Annotated in this window: 22 protein-coding genes; 4 read left to right on the top strand and 18 right to left on the bottom strand. The window is 72.7% G+C overall.

Going from position 1 to position 23,364, the window contains the following annotated elements:
* Window positions 1–143 precede the first annotated feature (143 nt).
* Window positions 144–788: a DUF1963 domain-containing protein gene (locus tag ABZ719_RS18495; protein ID WP_366726239.1), complete on the top strand. Its 645-nt coding sequence runs from the start codon at window positions 144–146 to the stop codon at window positions 786–788.
* 304 nt (window positions 789–1,092) lie between these two features.
* Here the strand turns inward: ABZ719_RS18495 and ABZ719_RS18490 are convergent, their stop codons facing one another.
* Window positions 1,093–2,013 carry a helix-turn-helix transcriptional regulator gene (locus ABZ719_RS18490; protein WP_366726238.1) on the bottom strand — a complete coding sequence of 307 codons (921 nt, stop codon included), beginning with the start codon at window positions 2,011–2,013 and terminating at the stop codon, window positions 1,093–1,095.
* Window positions 2,014–2,160: 147 nt separating this feature from the next.
* Between ABZ719_RS18490 and ABZ719_RS18485 the strand changes: the two genes are divergently transcribed.
* From ABZ719_RS18485 to ABZ719_RS18475, 3 genes are all read left to right on the top strand, one after another.
* Window positions 2,161–3,114 (top strand): aldo/keto reductase, encoded by a 954-nt coding sequence (locus ABZ719_RS18485; protein WP_366726237.1) that lies wholly within the window; start codon window positions 2,161–2,163, stop codon window positions 3,112–3,114.
* A 282-nt stretch (window positions 3,115–3,396) separates the two neighbouring features.
* Window positions 3,397–4,218, top strand: coding sequence for a YhjD/YihY/BrkB family envelope integrity protein (locus ABZ719_RS18480; RefSeq protein WP_366726236.1), 822 nt, complete (start codon window positions 3,397–3,399; stop codon window positions 4,216–4,218).
* 183 nt (window positions 4,219–4,401) lie between these two features.
* Entirely contained in the window at window positions 4,402–5,391 is a 990-nt protein-coding gene (locus ABZ719_RS18475) for a CorA family divalent cation transporter (protein WP_366726235.1), read from the top strand.
* Between the two features lies 1 nt (window position 5,392).
* On the opposite strand, the gene ABZ719_RS18470 is transcribed toward ABZ719_RS18475, so the two are convergent.
* The 17 genes from ABZ719_RS18470 to ABZ719_RS18390 form a co-directional block, all read right to left on the bottom strand.
* The gene (locus ABZ719_RS18470; protein ID WP_366726234.1) at window positions 5,393–6,721 is read right to left on the bottom strand and encodes a hypothetical protein; all 1,329 of its coding nucleotides are present in this window, start codon (window positions 6,719–6,721) and stop codon (window positions 5,393–5,395) included.
* 1,061 nt (window positions 6,722–7,782) lie between these two features.
* A complete protein-coding gene (locus ABZ719_RS18465; protein WP_366726233.1) occupies window positions 7,783–8,310 on the bottom strand; it encodes an SRPBCC family protein in 528 nt (175 codons plus the stop codon).
* A 97-nt stretch (window positions 8,311–8,407) separates the two neighbouring features.
* A complete protein-coding gene (locus ABZ719_RS18460; RefSeq protein ID WP_366726232.1) occupies window positions 8,408–9,022 on the bottom strand; it encodes a DUF6817 domain-containing protein in 615 nt (204 codons plus the stop codon).
* Between the two features lie 437 nt (window positions 9,023–9,459).
* Entirely contained in the window at window positions 9,460–10,959 is a 1,500-nt protein-coding gene (locus tag ABZ719_RS18455; RefSeq protein WP_366726231.1) for a CoA-acylating methylmalonate-semialdehyde dehydrogenase, read from the bottom strand.
* Between the two features lie 190 nt (window positions 10,960–11,149).
* The gene (locus ABZ719_RS18450; RefSeq protein WP_366726308.1) at window positions 11,150–12,028 is read right to left on the bottom strand and encodes a deoxyribose-phosphate aldolase; all 879 of its coding nucleotides are present in this window, start codon (window positions 12,026–12,028) and stop codon (window positions 11,150–11,152) included.
* Entirely contained in the window at window positions 12,028–13,002 is a 975-nt protein-coding gene (gene iolC / locus ABZ719_RS18445; RefSeq protein ID WP_366726230.1) for a 5-dehydro-2-deoxygluconokinase, read from the bottom strand. Before iolC ends, ABZ719_RS18450 begins: the two co-directional genes overlap by 1 nt.
* A 3-nt stretch (window positions 13,003–13,005) precedes the next feature.
* The gene (locus ABZ719_RS18440) at window positions 13,006–13,917 is read right to left on the bottom strand and encodes a sugar phosphate isomerase/epimerase (protein ID WP_366726229.1); all 912 of its coding nucleotides are present in this window, start codon (window positions 13,915–13,917) and stop codon (window positions 13,006–13,008) included.
* A 277-nt stretch (window positions 13,918–14,194) separates the two neighbouring features.
* Complete coding sequence (locus ABZ719_RS18435) at window positions 14,195–14,890, bottom strand: MgtC/SapB family protein (RefSeq protein WP_366726228.1); 696 nt, start codon at window positions 14,888–14,890, stop codon at window positions 14,195–14,197.
* The gene (locus ABZ719_RS18430; protein ID WP_366726227.1) at window positions 14,887–15,114 is read right to left on the bottom strand and encodes a hypothetical protein; all 228 of its coding nucleotides are present in this window, start codon (window positions 15,112–15,114) and stop codon (window positions 14,887–14,889) included. The genes ABZ719_RS18435 and ABZ719_RS18430 overlap by 4 nt, the downstream gene beginning before the upstream one ends.
* Window positions 15,111–15,287, bottom strand: a complete 177-nt coding sequence (locus ABZ719_RS18425; protein ID WP_366726226.1) for a hypothetical protein — start codon at window positions 15,285–15,287, stop codon at window positions 15,111–15,113. The genes ABZ719_RS18430 and ABZ719_RS18425 overlap by 4 nt, the downstream gene beginning before the upstream one ends.
* A 283-nt stretch (window positions 15,288–15,570) precedes the next feature.
* Window positions 15,571–16,386 (bottom strand): HAD family hydrolase, encoded by an 816-nt coding sequence (locus ABZ719_RS18420; RefSeq protein WP_366726224.1) that lies wholly within the window; start codon window positions 16,384–16,386, stop codon window positions 15,571–15,573.
* On the bottom strand, window positions 16,386–17,213 hold the full coding sequence (locus ABZ719_RS18415; RefSeq protein ID WP_366726223.1) for an inositol monophosphatase family protein: 828 nt from the start codon (window positions 17,211–17,213) through the stop codon (window positions 16,386–16,388). The genes ABZ719_RS18420 and ABZ719_RS18415 overlap by 1 nt, the downstream gene beginning before the upstream one ends.
* Window positions 17,210–18,013: an HAD family hydrolase gene (locus ABZ719_RS18410; RefSeq protein ID WP_366726222.1), complete on the bottom strand. Its 804-nt coding sequence runs from the start codon at window positions 18,011–18,013 to the stop codon at window positions 17,210–17,212. Before ABZ719_RS18410 ends, ABZ719_RS18415 begins: the two co-directional genes overlap by 4 nt.
* Before the next feature lie 255 nt (window positions 18,014–18,268).
* Window positions 18,269–19,054 (bottom strand): HAD-IA family hydrolase, encoded by a 786-nt coding sequence (locus ABZ719_RS18405; protein ID WP_366726221.1) that lies wholly within the window; start codon window positions 19,052–19,054, stop codon window positions 18,269–18,271.
* A complete protein-coding gene (locus tag ABZ719_RS18400) occupies window positions 19,042–20,196 on the bottom strand; it encodes an ABC transporter ATP-binding protein (RefSeq protein WP_366726220.1) in 1,155 nt (384 codons plus the stop codon). Before ABZ719_RS18400 ends, ABZ719_RS18405 begins: the two co-directional genes overlap by 13 nt.
* Window positions 20,197–20,203: 7 nt before the next feature.
* Window positions 20,204–22,060, bottom strand: coding sequence for an iron ABC transporter permease (locus ABZ719_RS18395; RefSeq protein WP_366726219.1), 1,857 nt, complete (start codon window positions 22,058–22,060; stop codon window positions 20,204–20,206).
* A gap of 70 nt (window positions 22,061–22,130) precedes the next feature.
* Window positions 22,131–23,342, bottom strand: a complete 1,212-nt coding sequence (locus tag ABZ719_RS18390) for an ABC transporter substrate-binding protein (RefSeq protein ID WP_366726218.1) — start codon at window positions 23,340–23,342, stop codon at window positions 22,131–22,133.
* Window positions 23,343–23,364: the final 22 nt, after the last annotated feature.

The following is a 23,364-nucleotide window of genomic DNA, read 5'->3' as shown; positions in this document are numbered from 1 at the left end:
CGGGCAGCGGCGGATTCCGGATGCCCTGGAGAACGAGGTGCCAGGCATCGGCGTGTGCGCACTCGGAACAGACGGGCGGCAGGCCACGTCGGTCACGTGCTCGCTCGAAATGGATGTCATCGGCGTGACCTAGAGTCCCGGCCATGACGACTCTCATGATCGAAGCTGGTCCTTCTGCGCCAGATGCGCTGGTGACCCGGACCGGCGGAGTGCCTCTGGCTCCGGTGGGCGCCGAATGGCCATGTTGCACATCATGCGAAGGTCCCCTGCAGTTCCTTGCCCAAGTCGTCCTGGACGGCGTCGGAGGAGGGGACGGTGACGGCAGACGAGGAATCATTGCCTTGTTCGCCTGCCAGAACGACCCGGGCATGTGCGACGACTGGGATCCGAACTCCGGAGGAAACCGGGCCTTGCTCTTCCCACTGGATGGCCTTGCACCGCTGGCCCAGCCCGAGGGTGCCGAGGAGGCATCGCTCGTGCTCGGCGCGGTGCGGACCATCGCCCTGGAACGCGAGTCCGTGAATGACTACGATCTTGCCCGGAAAGCCTGGGCGGCGAGAGGTGAACGTTCCGAGGCGTCCGTGCTTGGTCAGCTTGGAGGCCGTCCCGCCTGGATTCAGGCGGACGAGACTCCCCGTTGTCCCTCGTGCGCCCGCACGATGGCGTTCATCGTCCAGCTTGAGGAAGGCCCGGATCACAGCACCGCCATGAATTTCGGCGGGGCGGGCAGTGCCTACGCGTTCGCCTGCCGGCCCTGTGACCGAGCGTTGTTCCTGTGGCAGTGCTGAGTGCGACTCGGCGCTCTGGGCGCTGGTGGACCAGGCCCTGTACGGGGTGAGGCAGGGCCGTCGGCAGTGCATGCCGTGAGGGCAGCGTCGGCTGTCGCGTTCTAGCTCTACGGCGCCCCCCACGGCAACTGGGCGGGCATCCGCCACGTCGACGCCTGCTGATCCTCGGCGAGCGATGAGGGGCGGCTCCGTGGGGAGCGCCCCTCATCTCGTTCTGACGGCACCCCGGCGAGCATGGGCGACGCGGTCCGCGTGGCCGGTCGAGTCCGCCCCCCGGCCTGCGGCCCGGGCGAACGGCGACGGATCAGAGCGGCCCGGGCTGCGGAGAACGGCGGGTGGGCCGGGCCTCGCGAGGGCGCGTTGCTGCGCGGACGGCGAGGAGTCCGAGCCGGTCCTCGGATGCGGTGCCGGGTTCGGCGGTGTAGATGATCAGGTCGTGCACGGCTCGGCCCGGCAAGGGCAGGTCGAGGGACTGGAAGGCCAGCTCCAGGTGACCGACGTCGGGGTGCCGGAGCCGTTTGACGCCGTCGTGCCGCATGAGGACGTCGTGCGCGGCCCACTGACTGCGGAACTGCGGGCTGAGGGTGGACAGCTCGCCGACGAGTTCGCGCAGTGCCCGGTCGCGGGGCTCGCGCCCGGCCTCGGCGCGCAGCAGGGCCGCGGTGGCGACGCCTGCGGCGTCCCGGTCGACGAAGAAGTCGTGTGCACCGGGGTCGAGGAAGACGTAGCGGGCGATGTTGGGGCGGCCGCGCTCGTCGGTGGTGGCGCTGTCGAACATCGGCGCGAACAGGGCTCGGGCCAGGGGGTTGGCGGCGACGATGTCGGTGCGGCCGTTGCGTACGAACGCCGAGGACATCGTCATGGAGTCGAGCAGCCACTGGACCCGGGGCGGGACCTCGACGTCCCTGCGACGCGAGGGCGTGCGACGCGCGTGCCGCGATGACCGGGCCAGGTCGAACAGGTAGGTGCGTTCGTCGTCGTCCAGCCGCAGGGCCCGAGCGACCGCGTCGAGGACCTCTTCGGAGACGCCGCCGATGTGTCCCTTCTCCAGCCGCGTGTACCACTCCGTGCTCACGCCGGCGAGGACGGCGACCTCCTCGCGCCGCAGCCCGGCGACCCGGCGACGGGTGCTGGTCGGCAGTCCGGCCTGCGCCGGGGTGATCCTGGCCCGCCGGCCGGCGAGGAAGTCCCGGATCTCGCCGCGGATTCCGGGCTGTTGGTCCATGTCGTTCATCGTAGCCGCGGGTCACGGCGCGAGGGAGGTTCAGCTTGTACCCCCCATGGACGCGGCCTTCTCCGGTGGCGGCGATCACGGTCTCCTGGGGTCCGAACGTTCCGACACGATCCCGAGAACGGACAACGGAGGCAAGACGTGACGAGCAAGGCGCCGGCTGTGCCGGCGGTGGCGTTGGGCACATGGGCCTGGGGAGACAGCGGCGAGGCGGGCGACGGCTACTTCGGCAGCCCGCTGAGCGAGTCCGGCCTGCGCGAGGTCGTCGAGAAGGCGCAGTCGAACGGGCTCACCTTGTGGGACACCGCCGTGGCGTACGGCATGGGCCGCTCGGAGACAGCCCTCGCCAAGGCGCTGGCGGGCTGTCACCGCAGCGAGTACCAGCTGTCGACGAAGTTCACCCCGCAGCTCGCGGGCGACGGCGACGATCCGGTCGCGGACATGCTGGAGCAGAGCCTGGACCGACTGGGTACGGACTACGTGGACCTGTTCTGGATCCACAATCCTGCCGACGTGGCGCGCTGGACGCCGCCGCTGATCCCGCTGCTCGAGAGCGGCAGGATCAGGCATGTCGGCGTCTCGAACCACAACCTGGAGGAGATCGCTCTCGCCGATCAGATCCTCGGCGAGGCCGGCTTCCGCGTGGAGGCGGTCCAGAACCACTACAGCCTCCTGCACCGGAGCTCTCAGCGCGCGGGCATCCTCGACCACTGCCGCGAGCACGACGTGCGGTTCTTCTCCTACATGGTCCTCGAGCAAGGAGCGCTGACCGGCAGGTACGGCCCGGCGAATCCGCTGCCGGAGGGGAGCGGCCGGGCGGCCGTGTACAACGGCATCCTGCCCCGGCTGCGGACGCTGACGGACCGGATGGGTGCGATCGGCGAGGAGCGAGGAGCGTCCGCCGCCGAGGTCGCCACCGCCTGGGCCGTCGCCAAGGGGACCACCCCGATCGTCGGGGTCACGAAGGCGGGTCACGTCGACGGGGTGGTCCGGGCTCGCGGCATCGAGCTCACCGGCGAGGAGATCGCGGAGCTGGAGGCGCTGGCGGATGCCGCGGACGTCGACACGCGCGGCTGGTGGGAACACGAGATGTAGCGGTGGCCGGAACCGGAGTGGGGGCCGCTTCCCTTCTGGGCCGGCCCGCGATGCCGGCTCCGGTCGTCCGGTCGGGCGGCGGGGTCGCAGCGGCGGGCGGGGCTGTGCGGCACCAGCGTGCGTTCCGTCGCGGCCCAGGCCGGCAGCCGGCTCGCGTGCGGCATGGCAGGAGCCCCTCTCTGCCGGCCGTGCGTCCGATCGGGCCAGCTGTACTCGCTCCTGCTGGGGCGGGACCGTTGACTGGCCCTCGGCGACATGGCACACGACCGAGGAGGGGCGGCCATGACATGGATGGGGCGGTGGACGCGTCTGCGGGCCCTCGTCGAACGCCGCTCCCCCTTCGTGGACGAACTGGCGGCCCGGTTGCTGTCCGTGAACGCGCTGGACGCCGGCACCAGGCTGGCCGCCCAGGCGTTCCTGGCCTCGGTGCCTCTCCTCTTCGCCTTCGCCGCGTTCGCCCCGCAGAGTGTGCGCGACGAGCTTCTGAGGTCGCTGCGGGCCATGTTCGGGCTCACCGGGCAGTCCGACGAGGAACTCCAGAAGGTCCTGGCGGATCCGGACGGCAAGAGCCTGCGCCAGACCACCGGGGTCGTGGGCCTGCTGATCGCTCTGCTGTCCGCGACCAGCTTCAGCCGCGCCATGGCACGCGTGTGTGAGCGCGCCTGGCGCCTGCCCAGATCCCGCACCCGTGTCGCGGCCTGGCGCTGGGTGGTCTGGCTGCTCGCTCTGGTCGGGGCCGTCCTCCTGCAGGGGCCGATCCGGGACGGCTTCGGCGTCGGCCTGTGGCTCGGCACACCGCTGTTCTTCCTGGTGTCCACGGGGCTGTGGCTGTGGACGCAGCACCTGCTTCTCGCCGCCCGCGTGCCCTGGACCCGGCTGCTGCCCGGCGCGCTCCTCACCGCGGCGGCCACGACCGCGCTCAGTCTCACCGCCCGGCTCTACGTACCCGCGGCCCTCAACCGTGCCGTGGCCGAGTACGGCTCGCTCGGCATGGTCCTCGCCATGCTGTCCTGGCTGATCACGGTGTGCGTCGCGATCACCTTCGCGGTGACCGTGGGCGCGCTGCTGGCCGAGCGGCCGGCGCCGCGCCGCCACCCTCGGTGAGGGGGCGGTGAGGGGACCGGGCCGCGTACCGGCCCGTCCGGGCGCCGCCGAGCCGCGGGGACGGACGCGCGGACACCGTCACCCGAAGGGGGCGGCGGGTGAGGCGTGTGCGCGCGTGCGTGTGCGGGGGCGCCGGATCGCGCGCACGGTGGGAAGCACGGACCGTCACGGCGATGAGGGAAGATGATCGTATCGGTGGTGTCGATGCCGGAAGGCACCGTTGCTCGCCTCGGCCTGCCGGAGGCCCGCCGACGGCTCGCCGTGTCCGGCTTCCTGCTCGTCGACGTCCTCCTGTCCGGCGAACCGACGTCCGGCGAACCGTCCGTCGTGGAGCAGCTCGGTCTCGAAGCCGGGACACCGCGCTGGTTCGGCATGCCCGGTGCGGACGTGCGGGCCGATTTCCTCGGGGACAGAGCGGCGTTCGCCGTCCCCGTGTACGAGGACGACCGGATCGTGCACCTTCACGTCCTGGTGACCGAGCGGCACCTGGTCACACTCCACCGAGAGGCGGCCGCTCCCCTGCGCAGCCTCGCCGGACGGCTGCGGCACGAGGCGCCTCCCGACCCCGTCGCCGTGCTCTTCCTGCTGCTTCAGGAGGCTCTGGAGACCTTCCGCAGAACCGCCGTGGCGGCCCTCCTGGCCGTGGAGGACCTCGAGGACGAGATGTTCGAGAAGCGACGTCCGGAGCAGGTCTACCGGCTGGCCCGGTTGCGACGGCACGCCGCGCTGCTGCATCACGCCCTGCTCCCCTTTCTGCAGGTGACGGACGAGACCTTCACGAGGAGGATGCTGAACCGCGGCTTCCCCGAAGAGCGGCAGCGTCTGGCCCGGGAGTTCCAGCACACCGGCAGACTGGTGCTCACGGACGTCGAGGCTCTCCAGGAAGCGGCCCGACGGGCCTTCGCCAGCTACTCCTCCCTCGCGTCGGGCGAGCAGAACGGCGTGATCAACAGGTTGACGATCGTGTCGACGATCTTCCTGCCGCTGACCTTCCTGACCGGCTACTTCGGCATGAACTTCAGTTACCTCACGGACGAGATGGAAAGCCGGGCCGTCTTCTGGCTGCTCGCCGTGGGTCTGCAGGCCGGCGTCCTGTTCATGGCGCTCTACGTGCTGCACCGCACCCGTATCTGGCGCAGGCTGCGCGGCGGCGACGATCTGGACGGCGGGTGAGTCATCCTGGTGGCACGGCCGGGTACCGCCCCTGTCGGCGCGGGGCCGCCGGGTCGTCCAGGAATTCCACCACCGCCATGGCGGCCACCAGCACCAGCGCGATGACGAGGACCACCCATCCGGTGGGGTAGCTCCACAGCACGTACGTCACCACGGCTGCCGCCACGAGCACCCAGGTGATCCAGATCCGGTGGCGGTGGACGAAGGGGCCGACGGGGCCGGTGCTGAAGCCCGTCCGGGCCGCCGTGGCACGGACCGCGCGGATACCCGAGCGCCACGCCTCCCGTACGAACGCCGCGCGCCGCCCCGGGCCGGTCAGCCAGGCGGCCAGCGCGATGACCACGGCGAGCGCCACGATCCTGCGCACCGACGTGCGCAGGAACCGGACGAGCGCGTCGTAGACGGCTCCGGCCGCCGGCGCGGAGACGGAGTCGGGCAGGGCGTTCAGGTACACCTCGCGCAAGACCGTGAGGGCGAGGCCGAGGACGAGCATGGCGAGCGCGGCGCCGAGCACCGCCGCGACGAGGACGCGTCGGGGGTGGGCGCAGAGAAGGACACCCCCGACGATGAGCAGCGCCGCCAGCACCGGCAGCCAGAGGCCGGCGATCCGCAGCAGTCCGAGACCGCTCTTGAGTTCACCGAGTTTGTCGGAGCGCAGGACGGTGATGTCGGTGTGGACCTGCGGGATCCTCGCGGCGACCGTCATGCCTTCGCCGACGAGGCGCTGCTTGACCTGGTCCACGACCGGAGCCAGGTCGACGGTCACGGACTGGTTGTTGATCCGCACGGCGCCGCCGCCCCCTGTCAGCGCCTTGTCGATCGCACCGTGGATCCGGCGGTTGGCGTCGGTCCAGACGCGTTGGAAGAAGGCGGAGGAGACGACCTCCTCCGCCTTGCTGTGGACGAAGCCGCGGACAGCCTTCTCCAGGGGGTTCGCCAGCGCGCCGAGTGCCTTCTCCAGTCGCGGCCGGTCGGCCGGCGCGGCGCCTTCGAGCAGGTCCGGCAGGTGGATGTGCCGCATCACGGCGTCGGTGACCCGGTTCGCCGCGGCCGCCCGCACCGCCGGATCGGACGCGAGGGGAGCCACCGTGGCGACGTACCGTTCGGTGTCGTCGACCTCGGACGCGGCCCAGGCGGCCACGGCGGCGAGGGGGACCAGGACGCAGCCGACGACCACGAGCAGTGCCGCCAGGAAGGACTTCCAGCGGTGGCGCGCGGTCCGGGTGCTCCTGACGGACTCCAACGCGGCCACCCGGGAGCGCAGTTGTTCCAGTTCGGCATCCCTGTCGGGCGGCGGAGGGCCCGGCGGTCGGTCTGCAGCGGGGGCCATCGCGTGCTCCTCCGGGCATGTGATCGGCGTGTCGCGGTCATGACACCGGCCGCCCGGACCGGACGGCCTCGGCCCGGCTGCGGCCGGGGGCGACTTCGACGGGCGGGTGGGCGACGCCGCCGAGATCGCCGGACCGGCCCCAAGGGGTGTCAGGTGACGCGGTTCATGGCGTGGGGAGCGGGAGCACGTCGGGCAGCGCTTCGTTCAAGGGGCCGGCGGCATGGGGGGCGATCGCCTGCGCGCGCGTGCCGTCGAGGGCCGGCCCCCGGTCCGGCGGTTCTCCCGGCCGGGGGCACGGCCGCCGGGCGGCCGCGGTGACCGCCCCTGCGGTGCGGGATCGCCCGGCACCTCTGGCCGCGACCCGCTCACCGGCGGATCCGCCGGTGAGCGGCGGAGTGCGCCCTGGATCGGGGGTGATGTGCCATGACTCGCTCCTCCCGCCGCGCCACCCGGATCGCCCGGCCGCGACTCGCGCTCACGTGTCACACAGAACCACCGGGGAAGGACGCCGACATGCGGCAGCACGCCCGGTTGCGCCGCCCGACTGCGCAGGTTCGCCCGGTCGGAGGAGTGGGGCACGACGGGCGCGCGCACCGCCGGGAATGCCCCAGAGGGATCCGGCACGGTCTCGGCGGTGACGCGGCCGGAAGTGCCGGACAGCCGGCCGGTCCGCATACGCCCTGGTCCCTGAGCCGTGTGCACGGGGGAAGTGCAGGCGCGTCAGAAAGCCGCCGGCTGGGGACCGGCCGGCGGGGCTACCCGGGTGCGCCGGTGATCGGGCAGGCCGGTGCCGCGCGGTCCGGTCGGACGCACCGCCTCCGGGAGATCCTGCGCGCGAGCCGTCGCGGGCGGCGGAGGAGCCGGCTGCGCTGCGGGCGAGGCCGGGGCATGACGTCTCAGAGCTGCGAACAAGAGCGGCGCCCGGCTCGCGACGCCCGGCACGCACGCTCGCGGCGTTGCCGAAAGGCCCTGACAGCTCCCCCACAAGGACCTTCCGGCGCCTTGCGGTCGCACGCACCGGACGCAGCGAGCTGACCGGACTCCCCTATTGTCCGCAGCTCTCAGTCCCCCTCGGCCAGTGCCTTGATCCCGCGCAGGGTGGCCTCCATCCCGGCGCGCAGTTCCTTCATCCGGAAGGCGATGATCTCCTCCTCCCGGTCCGGCCGGCGATCGAGGGCCAGCGTGACTCCGCTGCGGCCCGGCCCGATGAGAACCGACTGCCGCAGCCGGGTCCCCCCGCCCTCGGCCTCGAGTTCGTAGCACCAGGACGCCATGGACGTGGCCGGATCCGACGTCGGTTCTCCGTATCGGCCGTCCGCGTCCGTGACGGCCCAGGCGAACCTCCGCGGTGCGTCCAGCTCGACCACGTGGGAGACGGTTCGCCACTCGCCGAGGTGCCCGTGCCGGTTGTAGCCCTCGAAGCAGGCACCCACCACAGGCCGTTCCGCGCCGTCGAGCCAGGCGACGCGCTGCAGCTCCGGGCTGAGCCGGGCGGGCAGACGGATGTCGGTCACCAGCTCCCAGACCCGCGCCACGTCCGCCTGGACATGAACATCGCAGTGCACGCTCGGGCCATCGGCAAATCGCATGTCGTCCCCCATGTCAGCTTCCGGACTCGGTCCACGGTCTTGATCCACGTACGCAACAGCTCTCCAGGGCCGGGCCAGCGGCCGGTGGCCGGCCGTCTCAGCGCCGGCCGGTCTTCCCCGCCGGCAAGGCGGAAGCGGCGTTTCGGTCCGGCGGCTCGGAGGCAGGTGCGGCAAGAGCCGTGCGGCACTCCAGCCAGGCGTCGGCACTGAGCAGGTCCCGCACCCTGGTGAACAGGGTGAGCAGCGCGGGGCCCCATTCGGCGCGGAAGGCGGGATCGATGACGGCGAGATCGAGTTCATTGGCCGCCGACAGTTCGGTGAAGTCCCGGCGCGCCTGCGGACCCGGCACGTGGGAGCGGCCGGTGAACCTGTCGTGGAAGGCGGCGTCGGCCTGGTGGAGGCCCGGGTACGTCGCCTTCCTGTCGCAGGAGGCGTACAGGTACACGATGGCCTCCGCCTCGGCGCCGATCACCGCCGCGAGGTCGTCGCGGCGGTCCAGTGGCAGCAGTGCGGCGGGAAAGCCGTCCGTGCCGTAGAACGCGTGGCACAGACCGGCGAGTCGGAGGGCCGGACGGGCCTTCCACGTGGCCAGCCGCGCCTGTACACGCTGGAGATGGGTGAGGAGAGTGCCGCCGGGGTGGGCGATGCTCTCGGCACCGAAGTCACGCAGCAGGGCGACAGCCCGGTCGGTTGTGGCAGGGAGAGCAGGCACGGTGTCCGTGTCCCTTCGGTGATGAGTCGGCCGGCACCCGCCGAGCGCCTTCGCCGGTCGAGGCCCGTGCCGAGGCACGGGCCGGGTTGCCGCCTGGGCGCCCTGCCATGATCCTCCGGCACCTCAGTCCCCCGGTCAATCCTGGGGATCACTCCACTCATCCCAGGTACAGCTGGGGTCCGGCCGCGGCGAAGGCCTCCCCCGCGCGCCTCATCCCGCTCCGGTACCGCGTGCTGCGACGGGCCGGCCACGGGTGCCGGACGGTCGCGCCCGTTCGCGGCCGAGCAGACCCTGGAACGAGACCGTCCCCGCCCCTGCGCCGTCACACAGCAGGTGCGGTTCTCCCAAGAACCGGAGGCCGGGCCGCGCGGCCCGGCGAGGTCCAGCAACGCGGTGCCGCGGGCGGCGGGGCCCGGTGCCGGGCCGGGGGGCCGGGCTCAGTCGTTCCTGGGGAAGCCGAGGTCGAGGCCGCCGTGGCCGGGGTCCGGCCAGCGGGAGGTGACGACCTTGCCGCGGGTGAAGAAGTGGACGCCCTCGACGCCGTGGGCGTGGCTGTCTCCGAAGAGGCTGTTCTTCCAGCCGCCGAAGGAGAAGTACGAGACGGGCACGGGGACGGGCACGTTGATGCCGACCATGCCGGCCTCGACCTCGTTCTCGAAGCGGCGGGCCGCGCCTCCGTCGTGGGTGAAGATCGCCGTGCCGTTGCCGTAGGGGTTGGCGTTGATGAGCGCCAGCCCTTCCTCGTAGGACGCCACACGGACGACGGACAGCACCGGGCCGAAGATCTCGTCGGTGTAGACCGGCATCCCCGGATCGACGTGGTCGAAGAGTGTCGGGGCCAGGAAGAAGCCGTCGCCGTCGGCGTCGAAGCCGCCCTCACGGCCGTCGGCCAGGAGCACCGCACCGGCCTTGACGCCGGCGTCGAGGTAGGAGGCCACCTTGTCGCGGTGCGCGCGGGTGACGAGGGGGCCCATGTCGCAGCCGCGGGTGCCGTCGCCGGTGCGCAGTGCGCGCATCCGCTCGGTGATCCGGGCGACGAGTTCGTCGGCGACCGGTTCCACCACGACGAGCACGGAGATCGCCATGCAGCGCTCTCCGGCCGATCCGAAACCGGCGTTGACGGCGGCGTCGGCGGCCAGGTCCAGGTCGGCGTCGGGGAGCACCAGCATGTGGTTCTTGGCGCCGCCCAGGGCCTGGACGCGTTTGCCGTGCGCGGCGCCCGTCTCGTAGACGTACCGCGCGATCGGTGTGGAACCCACGAAGGAGACGGCCTTGACGTCCTCGTGGCGCAGGAGCACGTCGACGGCCTCCTTGTCGCCGTTGACGACCTGGAGTACGCCGTCGGGCAGGCCGGCCTCCTTCCACAGAGCCGCCAGGGCCAGCGGGGCGCTCGGGTCCTTCTCGCTCGGCTTGAGCACCACGGCGTTGCCGCAGGCCAGGGCGAGGGGGACGAACCACATCGGCACCATCGCCGGGAAGTTGAACGGCGAGATGACGGCGACGACACCGAGGCTCTGCCGGACCGAGTGGACGTCCAGCCGGGTCGAGGCGTTCTCGGAGTAGCCGCCCTTCAGCAGGTGCGGTATGCCGCACGCGAACTCGGCGACCTCCAGTCCGCGGGTCACCTCGCCGAGGGCGTCCGACGCGACCTTGCCGTGTTCGGCGGTGATCAGGGCCGCGATCTCCTCCTTCCTCGCGTCGAGCAGTTCGCGGAAGGCGAAGAGCACCCGCACGCGTTTCGCGAGCGAGAGGTCGCGCCACTCTGCCCACGCGGCCTTCGCCGACGCGACGGCGGCGCCGACCAGTTCGGCCGGGGCGAGGTCCACGGCCGCGGTCCGCTCTCCGGTGGCCGGGTTGTACACCGGAGCGGTGCGTCCGGCCGGTCCGTCCCACGGGCGGCCGTCGACGAAGTGGGTGATGCGCGTCGGCGCGCTCACGGCGGGCTCCTTCGGTGATGCGGTCAAGGCTGCTTCCTCACGTGCCGGGCTCGGGTGTCCTCGTGCGGCGGCCGGGCCGGCTCCACCCGCGGACTCGTGCGGTGCCGGTGCGGGCCGGCGGCGGTGACGGCGGCCTCCGGGCCGTCGCCGCTCGCGGTGCCCGGCGGCCGCGCCCGTCGGGTGCTGCGGCTCATCCGCGGCTCCCGTGAACCAGTTCGGCCGCGATGTCGACGGCGGCGGCCACGTCCCCGTCGGGCGGGTAGAGCAGGGCGCGTCCGACGACCAGCCCCCGTACGGCCGGGAGCGCCAGGGCCGCGCCCCAGGCGGCGTAGGTGTCGTGGGGGTCGCCCTGCGGGTCGCCGCCGAGCAGGAGGGTCGGCAGCGTGGTCGCGTCCAGGACACGTTCGAGTTCGCCGACCACGGGCAGCTTGAGCCAGGTGTGCGCGCTGCTCGCGCCGAGCCCGCTCGCGATCTGGATCGCCCTGATGACGCTGTCGGGGTCGAGCAGATTGCGTACGCGGCCGTCCTCCCGCACCGCGAGGAACGGCTCGACCATGGCCATCAGGTCGTGCTCGGCCAGCCCGGTGACCGCCTTCCCCGCCGCCTCCAGGGTGGCCACGGTGCCGGCGTCCTGGAGGCAGATCCGGGTGAGCGTCTTGCCCCCGTCGAGTCCCTGAGCGGCGATGGCCTCGGGGGTGTACGCGGTGAACCGGTCGTCGAGTTCGAAGACCGATCCCTGGAGTCCGCCCCGGTTCATCGATCCGATGGCGATCCGGTCCTCCAGCGCCCCCATGAGCAGGAGGTCGTCGAGGAGGTCGGGGGCGCCGAGCACGCCGTCGACGCCCGGCCGTGACAGGGCGGTCGCCAGCCGGTCGAGGAGGGCGGTGCGGCTCGCCATGGCTCCCTCGTCGCCCCGGACCCCGAGGGCGCCGCGGGCCGGGTGGTCGGCGGCGACGAGGAGCAGGCGGCCGTCCGGCCCGCACCGCGGACGGCGGGCCCGTTTCCGCCACGACTGTTCGATGCGTTCGGGCTCCCGGACGCGTATCTCGGTCAGCTGTGCGGCGTCCATCATGCGGTCCCTTCGGCGCGGACCAGCGACCGTGAGGCGAGGAAGGCCTCCACCTCGGACGTGGTCGGCATGGCGGTGGAGCAGGCGAGGCGGGAGGCGACGACGGCTCCCGCGACGTTGGCGAACTCGATGACCCGGGTCAGGTCCCAGCCGCTGAGCAGGCCGTGGACGAGGGCGCCCCCGAACGCGTCGCCCGCACCGAGGCCGTTGACCACCTCGACGGGGAAGGGCGCGACCTCCACCCGCTCGTGCCGGGTGGCCGCCAGCACGCCCTTGGGTCCCTGTTTGACGACGGCGAGTTCGAGGCCGCGGTCGAGGAGGGCGTCGGCGGCCCGGTGCGGCTGCGTCTCGCCGACGGCGACCTCGCACTCCTGGAGGTTGCCGACGGCGACGGTGACGTGTTCCAGCGCGCGGGTCACCTGCTCCCTGGCCACTTCGGGCCCGGCCCAGAACACCGGCCGGTAGTCGAGGTCGAGGACGGTGGGGCCGTGCCGGCCGCGGGCCTGCCAGGCGGCGAAGTGGGCGGCCCGGCTCGGTTCGGCCGACAGGCCGGTGACCGTGGCCCAGAAGACGGCGGCCCGCCGGATGTCCTCCAGCGGCAGTTCGCCGGGTTCGACCAGCAGGTCGGGCGCGCCAGCATACCGGTAGAAGTACAGCGGGAAGTCGTCGGGCGGGAAGACCTCGCAGAAGGTGACCGGGGTGGGGGGTCCGTCCGTCGTCGTGAGCGCCGTGAGGTGGGCCGTGTCCACACCGAGCCGCGCCACCTCGCGCCGGACGTACCTGCCGAAGGGATCACGGCCGACCCGGCTGATCAGGGCGGTGCCGCGGCCGTGGCGGGCGGCGGCGACCGCCACGTTCGCCGCGCTGCCGCCGAGGAACTTCTCGAAGGTCCTCACCTGTTCCAGACCCACGCCGTGGTCGAGCGGGTAGATGTCCACTCCGGTCCGCCCGAGGACGACGAGATCGTGTGCCATCGGTCAGTTCCCCTGGGCGCGTCCGGTGGCGCCGGCGAGGGAGAGGAGGTGGGCGACCGAGGCGCGCACGTCCTCGGCGGGGCCGGCGCCGCCCTCCGCACCGGGTGCGGCCCGCAGGACCGTGTCCTGTTCGAGTACGTACCATCCGGCGTACCCGTCGGCCTCCAGCAGTCCGACGATGGCCGCGACGTCCACGTCGCCGGTACCGAGGGGGACGTACATCCCCGCGGCGACGGCCTCCGTGTACGTCATCCGGCCGGTCCGCACGCGGCCGGCGAGGTCCAGGCGCACGTCCTTCAGATGCGTGTGGGCGATGCGGCCGGTGTGCCGGGCCGCCAGGGCGACCGGGTCCCCGCCGCCGATGATCAGGTGACCGGTGTCCAGGCACAGACCGATGCCCGAACCGTGGAGCACGCGCTCGGTCTCCTCGCCCGTCTCGATCATCGTCCCGACGTGGGGGTGCAGGGTGGCGACCAGGCCTGCCTCGTGCGCGGCGGAGGCGATCCGGTCGAGGTTGGCCAGCAGCGCGGACCAGCCCGCCGCGTCGAGGACCGGGCGGTCGTCGTAGCCGTCGGCCCCGGTGGCCGCGGCGACGACGACCGTACGGGCGTCGGCGGCCAGCAGGCCGGTGATCGCCGCCCGGACCGCGGGCAGCGGGTCGTGGTCCGGGTCGTGCAGCACGACCGGCACGAACTGCCCGACGGCCCGCAGGCCGTGGGAGGCCAGCGTCGCGGCCTTGTCGGCGGGGGCGTCGGGCAGGAAGCCGTCGGGCCCGAACTCGGTGGCGGTGAGGCCGACCTCGCGCATCTGACGCAGGACCAGGTCGGGCGCGAGCTGGTGCCCCCAGCCCGGGACCTCACAGACCCCCCAGGAGATCGGTGCTCCTGCGATCCGCTCGGCGATGGGTGCGCTCACGGCCTGCCTCCCTCGGTGACGTGTACGGCGTGGGCCAACCTGATCGGCATGCCAAGCCCTCTCTCTGCTTGTCCTGGAGCGCCGGGCCGGCGGCCCGTCCGCGTGGACCGAGCCTGCCCCCCTCCCGCACACCCTGTCAACCTATTGTCCTTACATTCTGACTCATGGGACACTCTCGTTCCACCCCGCGGCCGAGGATCCTCGCAGAGGCCTCCCCAGGGGCCCGGCCGGCAGCCGGTGGCGGGCACGCTCAGGCCCCCGCCGGTCAACCGCCCCTTCAGTCCGCCTCGTCCTCCAGGAGGGTCACTTCCGTGATCCCCTCCCGGTCCGAGAGCCGGGGCACCAGTTCGTCCCGCACGCCGTTGCCGGACAGCTCCAGCAGGACGCCCACCTGGGCGGGCGCGGCATCCGTCGGCAGCGGGCCGGCCCTGCGCAGCCCGGCCACGTGGAAACCCGCGCCGGTGCACTCGCGGACGATGTCGCGCAACAGGCCGCGACCGTCCAGATAGCTGATGCGCAGCAGTACCGCCTCCGCCGGAGAACGGGGCAGCCGCCGGGCGAGCGGCGGGAAGGCGAACGCCACGACGAGGTAGGCCACCGTCACGGCACAGGCCAGCACCAGCAGTCCCGCGCCCGCCGCGGCGCCGATCGACGCCGCCAGCCACACGCTGGCCGCCGTCGTCAGGCCGCGCACCGCGTCCCTGCGTACGAAGATCAGCCCGCCGCCGATGAAGCCGATGCCGGACACGATCTGCGCGGCGACCCGCGAGGGGTCCAGCGCCACACCGTCCAGCCCCAGCATGTCCGCGAAGCCGTACTTGGACACCAGCATGAACAGCGCCGAGCCGAGCCCCACCAGGACATGGGTGCGCAGGCCGGCCGACTTCTGCCGGTACTCGCGCTCCAGGCCGATGAGGGCGCACAGGCCGAACGCCGCCGCCAGATGGGCCAGCGAGGTCCCGTCGTGGTTCACCGCGCCACCGCCGCGGCCCGGACCTCACCGACGCTCGCCTCGCCGGGGAACCCGGTGGCCCGCCTGCGGCGGACCGGCCGTTCCCCCTGCCGGCCGGTCCTGTTCCCGAGGTCCGCCACCGGGGTCTTCAGGCGGACCCGTCGCGGCGGGGCGGGCGTCCCGGCGACCGTCGCGGCCTCGCGGACGACGCGGATCGCGGCCGGCAGCCGCTGCGTGCGTCTCACTCGTCCCTCCTCCTGCGGGTGCGGTGTCCGTTCTCTTCCGGGTGCGGCGCGCCGGTGGCGCCACCGGGGACCAGCCGCAGCCCCGACCGGGCCAGGACGACCGGGCCGGGGAACCGGAGCGCCGCGGCGGCCAGCGCCCGTCCGGGGTCGTCCCACGGACGCAGGTGGGTCACCGCCAGCAGGCCGGCACCGGCCGAAGCGGCCAGTTCCCCTGCCTGCCCCCGCGGTCAGGTGGTGCGGGGCGGGGGCCGTGTGGTCGCGGCCCCCGCCAGGTGCGGCCGGGGCCGGGGCCGGCCGCCCCTGCGCCTGCGGCCCCGGCCCCGTACGTCAGCAGCGCGCCGAACGCCCCGGTCCCCAGGTCCAGCAGCAGCCGGTGCCCGCCGTGTTCGAGCAGGTAGCCCGGGCACGGGTCGCCGGGGCCCGGCACCGAACCGGAGGAGCCGAGGACGGTGAGGATCACCGGGCCGGGCCCGCGGTGACGCGCTCGACGAGGTCGGCCACCGCGCCCAGGGCGCACGGCCCGACCACCACGTCGGCAGCGGCACGGACCTCCTTGTGCCCGTCGCCGACCGCCGCGCCCAGGCCCGCGGCCCGCACCATGGCGGTGTCGTTCGGGTTGTCCCCGATGGCCGCTATCCGCTCCATCGGCACACCCGCCCGCTCCGCGAGATGGCGCAGCGCCACTTCCTTGCCGGCGTCGGCGGGCAGGATCTCCAGATACGTGTCCTCCGACTGCAGCAGCCGGACCCCCGGACAGCAGCGGGCGGCGAGGTCCGCCAGCGGGCCGAGGCCCGGCCGGCCGGCGATCAGCATCACCTTCGCCGGGACCTGCCGCACAGGGCCCGTGCGCAATTCGATCCGGTCGCGTGCGGCGTACGCCGCCAGCGAGGGGGCCTCTCGCAGCACGTGGGCGTCCTCACCGGCGAAGGCCACCGCTCCCACGCCCTCGGGCAGCCTGGGCAGCAGGTCCTCGCACAGGGTCCGCCAGGAGGCGCCCAGGTCCAGGTCGAGCAGCCGGGTCCCGGTCAGCGGATCGACGACGCGAGCGCCGTTGTAGACGATCACCGGCGTGTCCAGGCCGAGTTCGCGGTGGAAGCGGCCCGCCGACACCTCGTTGCGGCCGGTGGCGATCACCACCGTCCCGCCGAGGTCCCGGTAGCGCCGCAGGGCCAGCGCGCTGCGCCGCACGATCTCCAGGCCCCGGTCGACCAGGGTGCCGTCGAGGTCGGTGACGATCCACAGGTAGCGCAGGCCGGGGCCGGGCGGCGCCATCACGTGTTCCTTCCTGGCAGGCGGGACACATACCAGTCCACGAACTCCCGGGCGGCGTACGGCTCCAGGCCCGGGCCGTGGGCCAGGTAGCCGGGCTGGTCCCAGCCGCCGTCCCCGGCGAAGGCGGTGCAGTGGGCGCCCGCGCGCCGCACCAGCACCCGGGCGGCGCAGATGTCCCAGGCGTTGACGGAGGTGCCCAGCGCGGCGTCGCACCAGCCGGCGGCCACGTGGGCGAGGGTCAGCGCGGCGCTTCCGGTGCGCCGCACGGTGCCGTAGCGGGCGAGGAGTTCGCCGAACCGGGGCAGGGTCTGCGGGTCGTCGCGCGCCAGTTCGCGTGAGGTGGGGAAGCCGGTGATGAGCAGGGCGCGGGCCTCCTCGCGCACCCCGCTCGGGCGCAGCGGCTCGTCGCCGAGGCAGGCCCCCGTGGCGTCGGCGGTGAAGACGTGCCCGGCGACGGGGTCGACGATGGCGCCGGCCACGGGTTCGCCGTCGAGCGCGGCACCGACGGAGGTGCAGAAGAAGGCCAGTCCGCGGGCGAAGTTGGCGGTTCCGTCGATGGGGTCGACGTACCACGCTATGCGGCCGGTGCCGTCCCGGCGTCCGCCCTCCTCACCGACGACGGTACTGTCCGGCACCCGCTTGAGCAGCAGCTCGCGGATGCGCTCCTCGGCGCGTCGGTCGTGCACGGTGACCGGGTCGTGCTCGTCGCGCTTGAAGCCGACGTCCATGGCACCGCGGAACGCCGCCAGCAGGTCCGGGGCGACGGCCAGCGCCGCCTCGGTGGCAACCTCGCGCAGCCGGACCGTCAGTGCGTCCAGTTCGCTCATGCGGCCGCCCCCTGCCCGGGGCGCGGCCGGGTGCCGTTCCCGGTCAGCGCACTGCGCAGCAGGCCGAGCAGTTCGAGGCCGTCGGTGACCTCGGCGTCCGGCTGCGGGCGCGCGCTCGCGTCCCGGCGGCCGGCCGGCCTCATCAGGATCGTCGCGCCCACACCGGCGCGCCGGCCGCACACCACGTCCCGGTCGTAGTGGTCGCCGACGTACCAGCAGTCGGCGACGTCGACCGAAAGGGCGCGCGCGGCCAGGCGGATCGTCCCGGGTGCGGGCTTGCGCAGCCCGATCTCGTCGGAGTAGACCTGCACGTCCAGGTAGGGGTCGGTGCCGACGTGCCGGGCGAGGTCGCGGTTGAGCGAGCCGAGCAGGGTGTTGGACACGATGCCCGTGCGCACCCCGTGATCGCGTGCCAGCCTGAGTGTCTCCAGCATGCCGGGAGCGAGGGTCTTGTCGCTCTCGGCGAGCGTCATCTCCCGGCACAGGGGGACGGCCTCGGCGCCGGCCAGGGCGCGCGCGGCGGGCGGCCAGTCGGCGGCGATGAAGTCCTCCCACAGTTCCCGGTGCCCGATCTCGCGCGGCTCGGGGGTACGGACGCCGCCGTTCTTCCACGCGCGGTAGGCGGCCTTGCCGGCGTTGACGTCGCGTAGCACGGCGTCCCGGTCGAGGCCCGTGCGGGCGCCCACCAGGGCGAGCACGCGGTCGGCGAAGGCGGCCATGCGCTCGGGGCGTCTGACGGACCTCATCAGCACGCCGCCGTGGTCCGGCAGCAGCGCCCGCGGGGGGCGGAGCGTCGTCACGGGGACTCTCCCATCGGGTTGTTCGGGTTGTTCGGGTTGTTCGGCTTCTTGGGGTTGTTCGGGTTCTTCAGGTTTCTCGAGTCGTTCAGGTCGTCCGGGATGTTGAGGTCGTCCGGGATGTTCGGGACGTCCGGGGATCCGCGGAGCGCAGGTGGTCAGCGGGGTGCGGACGGCCGCGGGGGCGCGGGCCGCTCCGTCGTCCGCCGGGGCCGGGCCGGTGAACGGGCGGGGCGGCGTGCGGGCCGTCGGCGGGTCTCACCGGGCGGTGGGGGCCGGGGCGGCGAGCAGCAGTTCACGCAGTTCGTCCGGATCGGCGACGACCGCGTCGGGCTCGGCCTGGACGATGTAGGGCCGGTCATAGGTGCCGCGGGCCTCCATCAGGACGGTCGCGCCGGCTCCGGCGCGCCGGCCGCACAGCACGTCGCGGTCGTAGTTGTCGCCGACGTACCAGCAGCCGGCCGGGTCGGTGTCCAGGGCGCGCGCGGCGATGCGGATCATCTCCGGGTTGGGTTTGCGGACGGCGACCTCGTCGCTGTACACCTGCACCGCGACGCGCTTGTCGAGGCCGTGTTCGGCCATGTAGTCGCGGTGCACCGAGCCGGCCAGGGCGTTGGAGACGATGCCGACGGCGATGCCCATCTCGTCACAGGTGTCGAGGAGTGCGGGCATGCCGTCGCGGGTGACGCGGTCCTGTTTGAGCTCGCCGAGCCGGTGGCACAGCGGTTCGGCGTGGGCGGTCACCCAGGCGAGCGCGGCCTGCGGCCAGTCCGCGGCGACGAAGTCGCTCCAGAAGCGCCGGTGCGTCATCTCCTCGGGGGCGGCCGGCCGGCTCATCGCGTTCTTCCAGTGCGAGTCGGCGGCGGATCCGGCCGACAGGTCCGCCTCGATGTGCTCGACGGTCAGCTCGGCGCAGCCCGCGGCGGTCAGGGCGGCGTGGAGTTCGGTGGCGAGGTCGTGTGCCCAGGAGGGGCGGTTGGTGGTCGCCACGACCACTCCGCCGAAGTCCAGCAGAAGTGCCGTGGGTCGGGTCAGCTGGCCCATGTCGCGGTGTCCTCCTTCATCGGTACGGCGCCGACCGCCTCGTCGGGCAGCCTCGTGCCCGAGGGGTCGAACAGGTGCAGGTCGGCCGTGCGGACGGCGCAGCGCACGGTGGTGGCGGGGGTGGCGCGCACGTCGGTGTACGACACCAGGTACAGCTCGGTGCGCCCGGCGGTCACCAGCACGGTCCAGCTGGAACCGGTGGGCAGCGCCGTCTTGACGGTGCCCTCGAAGACGAACGCGTCGGCGGGCGGCTCCTCGGCGTCGTGCAGCAGCCGCAGGTTCTCGGGCCGGACGCCGACGGTGGCGAGCCGTTCGGTCAGGTCCGGCCGGGCGGCCAGGACCCGTTCGCGCGCGGCGCCGGTGAACGTGTCGCGCGCGGCGTCGTCCCCGGCCTCGAAGAGGTTCATCGGCGGGCTGCCGACGAACCGGGCCACGAAGGTGTCGGCCGGGCGGCCGTAGACCTCCATCGGGGGTGCCATCTGCTGGACGACCCCCTTGTTCATCACCACGACGTGGGTGGCCATGGTCATGGCCTCCAGCTGGTCGTGGGTGACGAAGACGATGGTGTGGCCCGTCTCGTCGTGGATGCGTTTGAGTTCGGCCCGCATGTCCAGCCGCAGTTGGGCGTCGAGGTTGGACAGCGGTTCGTCCAGCAGCAGCACGTCGGGGCTGACGGCGAGCATGCGGGCGAGCGAGACGCGCTGCTGCTGGCCGCCGGAGAGCTGGGCCGGGTAGCGGTCGGCGGCCCAGTCGATCTGCATCATCTTCAGGGCGGCGGCGGCGCGTTCGGCGCGCTGGGCCGGTTTGACCTTGCGCACCCTGAGACCGAACTCGACGTTCTTGGCCACCGTCAGATGCGGCCAGAGGGCGTAGTTCTGGAAGACCAGGCCCATGCCGCGCTTCTCCGGCGGCACGAAGACTCCCTGGCGCGTGGAGTCCATGACCCGGCCGCCGACGGTGATGGTTCCCGCGTTGAGCGACTCCAGTCCGGAGATCATGCGCAGGGTCGTGGTCTTTCCGCAGCCGGAAGGGCCGAGCAGGCACGTGAACGAGCCGTCGGGGATCTCCAGGTCGAGGTTGTCGACGGCGGGCGGTCCGGAGCCGTAGCTCTTGCGCACCGACGTGAGCGAGATGGCCGGCATGACGTCTTCAGCCTCCGAGTCCGGACGACAGGTTGGTCTTGGTCAGGCGCTGGGTGAGGTAGGTGGCGAGGAAGGAGACCAGCGCGATGACGAGGACCACCGCGTTGGCCATCTGGTCGTAGGCGTAGTCGACGAGGTTGATCGACAGTGTGGTCAGCAACTGGGTGCCGGTGGTGGTGAGCATGATGACGATGCTCAGCTCCTTCAGTCCGGAGATGAACGGCAGGATGACTCCGGTGGTCAGGGCGCCTCGCTGGATCGGGAGGATGATCTGGCGCAGCCGGGTGAACCAGCCGGCCCCGGAGACCTGTGCGGCCTCCTCGGGTTCGCGGCCGAGCTGGGTCATGGCGCTGATGCCCGAACGCGAGGAGTACGGCAGGTGGGTGACGGCCAGCACGATCACCAGCAGGCTGACCGAGCCGTACAGGGCGGGAACGGGGCCGCGGCGAACGGCGAACAGGGAGAGGAAGGCCGCCGCGAAGGCGATGCCGGGCACCATGTACGGCAGGAAGCTGATCTGCCGCAGGAGCGAGCCGATCCTGCTGCCGCCGGCGCGGACGACGACGTAGCCGATGAGCAGGCCCGCCACCCCGCAGACGAGGGCGGCCAGGCCGACGATGCGCAGGCTGTTCCACGCTGCCGAGTACAGCTCGCTGCCGCGCAGCACGCCGTGCGGGAAGCCGGGTGCGCCCGCCAGATGGGCGCCGACCCAGTACTTGAGGGTGAAGTTGTCGGCGTGGAAGACGCCCGGGGTCTTGGTCACGGTGGACAGGGCCAGGGTGGCGACGGGGACGACGACGCCCGCGGTGAACACCGCGAGCGCGAGACCGAGCGCGGGCAGCCGCCAGCGGCCGAGCCGGGCGAGGCGGTCCATGGCTCCCTTGCCGCCGACCGTGATGAACCGCTTCTGTTCCCTGGCCAGCCGGGTGTCGACGAGGATCACCAGCACGCCGATCACCACGATGACCGCGGTCAGCACGGCGGTGACGCCCCGCTGGTGGCTGTTGACCGACCGGAACAGTGAGGTGGAGAGCAGGTCGTAGCCCACCGGCAGGCCCAGGATGTAGGGGGTGCCGAAGGTGCCGAGGATGCGGCCGAAGACCAGCAGCACCGACGACGACAGCGACGGCAGCATCAGCGGCAGTGTGATGCGGGCCGCGATGGTGCCGCGGCCGGCGCCCAGGATGCGCGCGGAGTCCTCCAGCTGGCTGTCGATGCGGCGCAGCGCGTTGCCGAACAGCAGCAGCACGAACGGGTAGTAGTGCAGGCCCAGGCAGATGATGATCGGGACCTGGCCGTAGGCCAGCCAGTCGGGGGTGTGCACTCCCCATGACTCCAGGATGCCGATCTGGCCGCCGGAGGAGTCGTTCTTGAAGAGCGCGAGCCAGGCCAGCGCGAACGTCCAGGAGGGCAGCATGTAGGGGACGACCAGGGCGGTGGACAGCCACTTGCGGCCGGTCACGTCGGTGCGGGTCAGCAGCCAGGCCGTCGACCCCCCGAGCAGCACGGCGACGAGGGTGACGCCGAGCGAGACCACGACGGTGTGCAGCAGCGGCTGCCAGAACAGCAGCCTGGCCACGGGCGAGCGGAAGACCCGCCAGAAGTAGTAGCCGGTGGTGGAGCCGGGCGCCTGGAAGGCCTGGCCCTCGTCGCCGTGCTGCACCTGTGCGGAGTCGGACAGGACCGCGATCAGCGGTGCGAGGACCAGGTAGAGCAGGGCGGCGACGAGCAGGACGCCGAGCACGTGGGTCGGCTCGTGCCGCAGGACGCTCAGCCGGTAGCGCAGTCGGCTGAGCCGGGTCCCGGCCGGGCTGTGACCGGGGTCGGGAGGTGCGGTGACGGGTGGGCGGGTGACGGCGGCCATGCGCGGGTCTCCGTAACGTGTCCGGGTGCGGGCCGGCCCCGGTCGCGAGGGACCGGGCCCGGCGGGGCGGTCAGCGGTGGTTGAGGCGCCAGTAGTCCTGCATCGCCTGCAGGTTCGCGAAGTCGCCGCCGAGCCGGTCCGGGTCGAAGACGAGCAGCTGCCCGTTCCAGTCGGTCAGACCGTCCGGCATGAAGGAGCCGGGCTCGAGGCGAGGGTTGCCGGGGACGCCGCCGGTGTTCATCTGGGTGTCCACGCCGGCCTGCGTGAGCATGAAGTACACGAACAGCCTGGCCGCGTTCGGGTGCTTGGTCTTCGTCGCCACGGCGGCGAACTTCGGGTACTGGTAGCCGGCCCAGGGCTGCATCCCGGCGCAGACCCGCATGGAGTAGTTCTTGTCCTTCACGTCGCGGAACTTCGCGTTGGACACCAGGGCGACGCGTTCCTTGGTCTGGTTCGGCGAGGCGACGGCGGCGGCCGCGTCGTCGTCCGAGGACGTGAGGATCGGACTGTTGCCGGCCAGGCCCTTGACCCAGGCCTCACCGGCGGACTCGCCGGCCGGCAGGTCCTTGCCGTACTTCGCCCGGTACGCCTGTCGCAGCCGGGTGTCCCCGCCGGACTTCAACTGGTTGAAGAATTCGACGATGTTGGGCTTGCCCAGGGGGTCCTGCAGGGCGACCTTGCCCTTCCAGGCCGGGTCGGCCAGGTCCCAGATGTTCCGTACCGGGCACCCCTTCGGGAACAGCTTGGGGTTGTAGACCCACATGTTGCCCTTGGACAGGACCTGCAGCGGGTTCTGCCGGGGGACGGGGATGTCCTGGGCCAGGCTGCCGGGTATCCACGTGTAGACGACCTTCTGCGCCAGCAACTGGCCGACGAGCGAGGGGCCGTCCTCGTAGAAGGTGGCGTCGATGGTCGCGTTGCCCGCCTGGTTCTCGCGGGTCATCTTCTCCAGGGTGTCGCCGACCTTGCTCTTCACCCCGGTGGCCTTGATGCCGTACTCGGCGGTGAAGGCGGCGGCGGTCTTGGTGATGTCACCGGTGCTGTCGTAGACCGTGACGCCGCCTTCCTTCTTGGCCGCTGCGACGAGCCGGTCCAGGTCGAAGCCGGTCTCGATCACCGGCTTCACACGGGGACCGGCGCCCGGTCCCGCGCCGGAACCCGCGGTGCCGGAGGGCGCGCAGGCGGCAGCGGCGCCGAGCGCGCCGGCGAGGGCGAGGGCGACGGCCGTGCGCCGGTGGCGGCCGGTGAGTCGGGGACGGGCCCGGAAAGAGCGACTGGGCATGGCGTGACCTCCCGCGGTGTCC

The organism is Streptomyces sp. NPDC006743 (assembly GCF_040703815.1).
Classification (GTDB): domain Bacteria; phylum Actinomycetota; class Actinomycetes; order Streptomycetales; family Streptomycetaceae; genus Streptomyces.
The sequence above is the reverse complement of the archived record's forward strand: the minus strand, read 5'-3'. Positions and strand labels throughout refer to the sequence as shown.

What these genes read in the sequence shown, in the direction of transcription:
- ABZ719_RS18495 (WP_366726239.1), top strand. Translation starts at nt 144, where the DNA reads ATGACGACTCTCATGATCGAAGCTGGTCCTTCTGCGCCAGATGCGCTG.
- ABZ719_RS18490 (WP_366726238.1), bottom strand. Translation starts at nt 2,013, where the DNA reads ATGGACCAACAGCCCGGAATCCGCGGCGAGATCCGGGACTTCCTCGCC.
- ABZ719_RS18400 (WP_366726220.1), bottom strand. Translation starts at nt 20,196, where the DNA reads ATGCCGGCCATCTCGCTCACGTCGGTGCGCAAGAGCTACGGCTCCGGA.
- iolC (WP_366726230.1), bottom strand. Translation starts at nt 13,002, where the DNA reads ATGGCACACGATCTCGTCGTCCTCGGGCGGACCGGAGTGGACATCTAC.
- ABZ719_RS18405 (WP_366726221.1), bottom strand. Translation starts at nt 19,054, where the DNA reads ATGGGCCAGCTGACCCGACCCACGGCACTTCTGCTGGACTTCGGCGGA.
- ABZ719_RS18470 (WP_366726234.1), bottom strand. Translation starts at nt 6,721, where the DNA reads ATGGCCCCCGCTGCAGACCGACCGCCGGGCCCTCCGCCGCCCGACAGG.
- ABZ719_RS18390 (WP_366726218.1), bottom strand. Translation starts at nt 23,342, where the DNA reads ATGCCCAGTCGCTCTTTCCGGGCCCGTCCCCGACTCACCGGCCGCCAC.
- ABZ719_RS18480 (WP_366726236.1), top strand. Translation starts at nt 3,397, where the DNA reads ATGACATGGATGGGGCGGTGGACGCGTCTGCGGGCCCTCGTCGAACGC.
- ABZ719_RS18475 (WP_366726235.1), top strand. Translation starts at nt 4,402, where the DNA reads ATGATCGTATCGGTGGTGTCGATGCCGGAAGGCACCGTTGCTCGCCTC.
- ABZ719_RS18415 (WP_366726223.1), bottom strand. Translation starts at nt 17,213, where the DNA reads ATGAGCGAACTGGACGCACTGACGGTCCGGCTGCGCGAGGTTGCCACC.
- ABZ719_RS18420 (WP_366726224.1), bottom strand. Translation starts at nt 16,386, where the DNA reads ATGGCGCCGCCCGGCCCCGGCCTGCGCTACCTGTGGATCGTCACCGAC.
- ABZ719_RS18395 (WP_366726219.1), bottom strand. Translation starts at nt 22,060, where the DNA reads ATGGCCGCCGTCACCCGCCCACCCGTCACCGCACCTCCCGACCCCGGT.
- ABZ719_RS18450 (WP_366726308.1), bottom strand. Translation starts at nt 12,028, where the DNA reads ATGGACGCCGCACAGCTGACCGAGATACGCGTCCGGGAGCCCGAACGC.
- ABZ719_RS18465 (WP_366726233.1), bottom strand. Translation starts at nt 8,310, where the DNA reads ATGCGATTTGCCGATGGCCCGAGCGTGCACTGCGATGTTCATGTCCAG.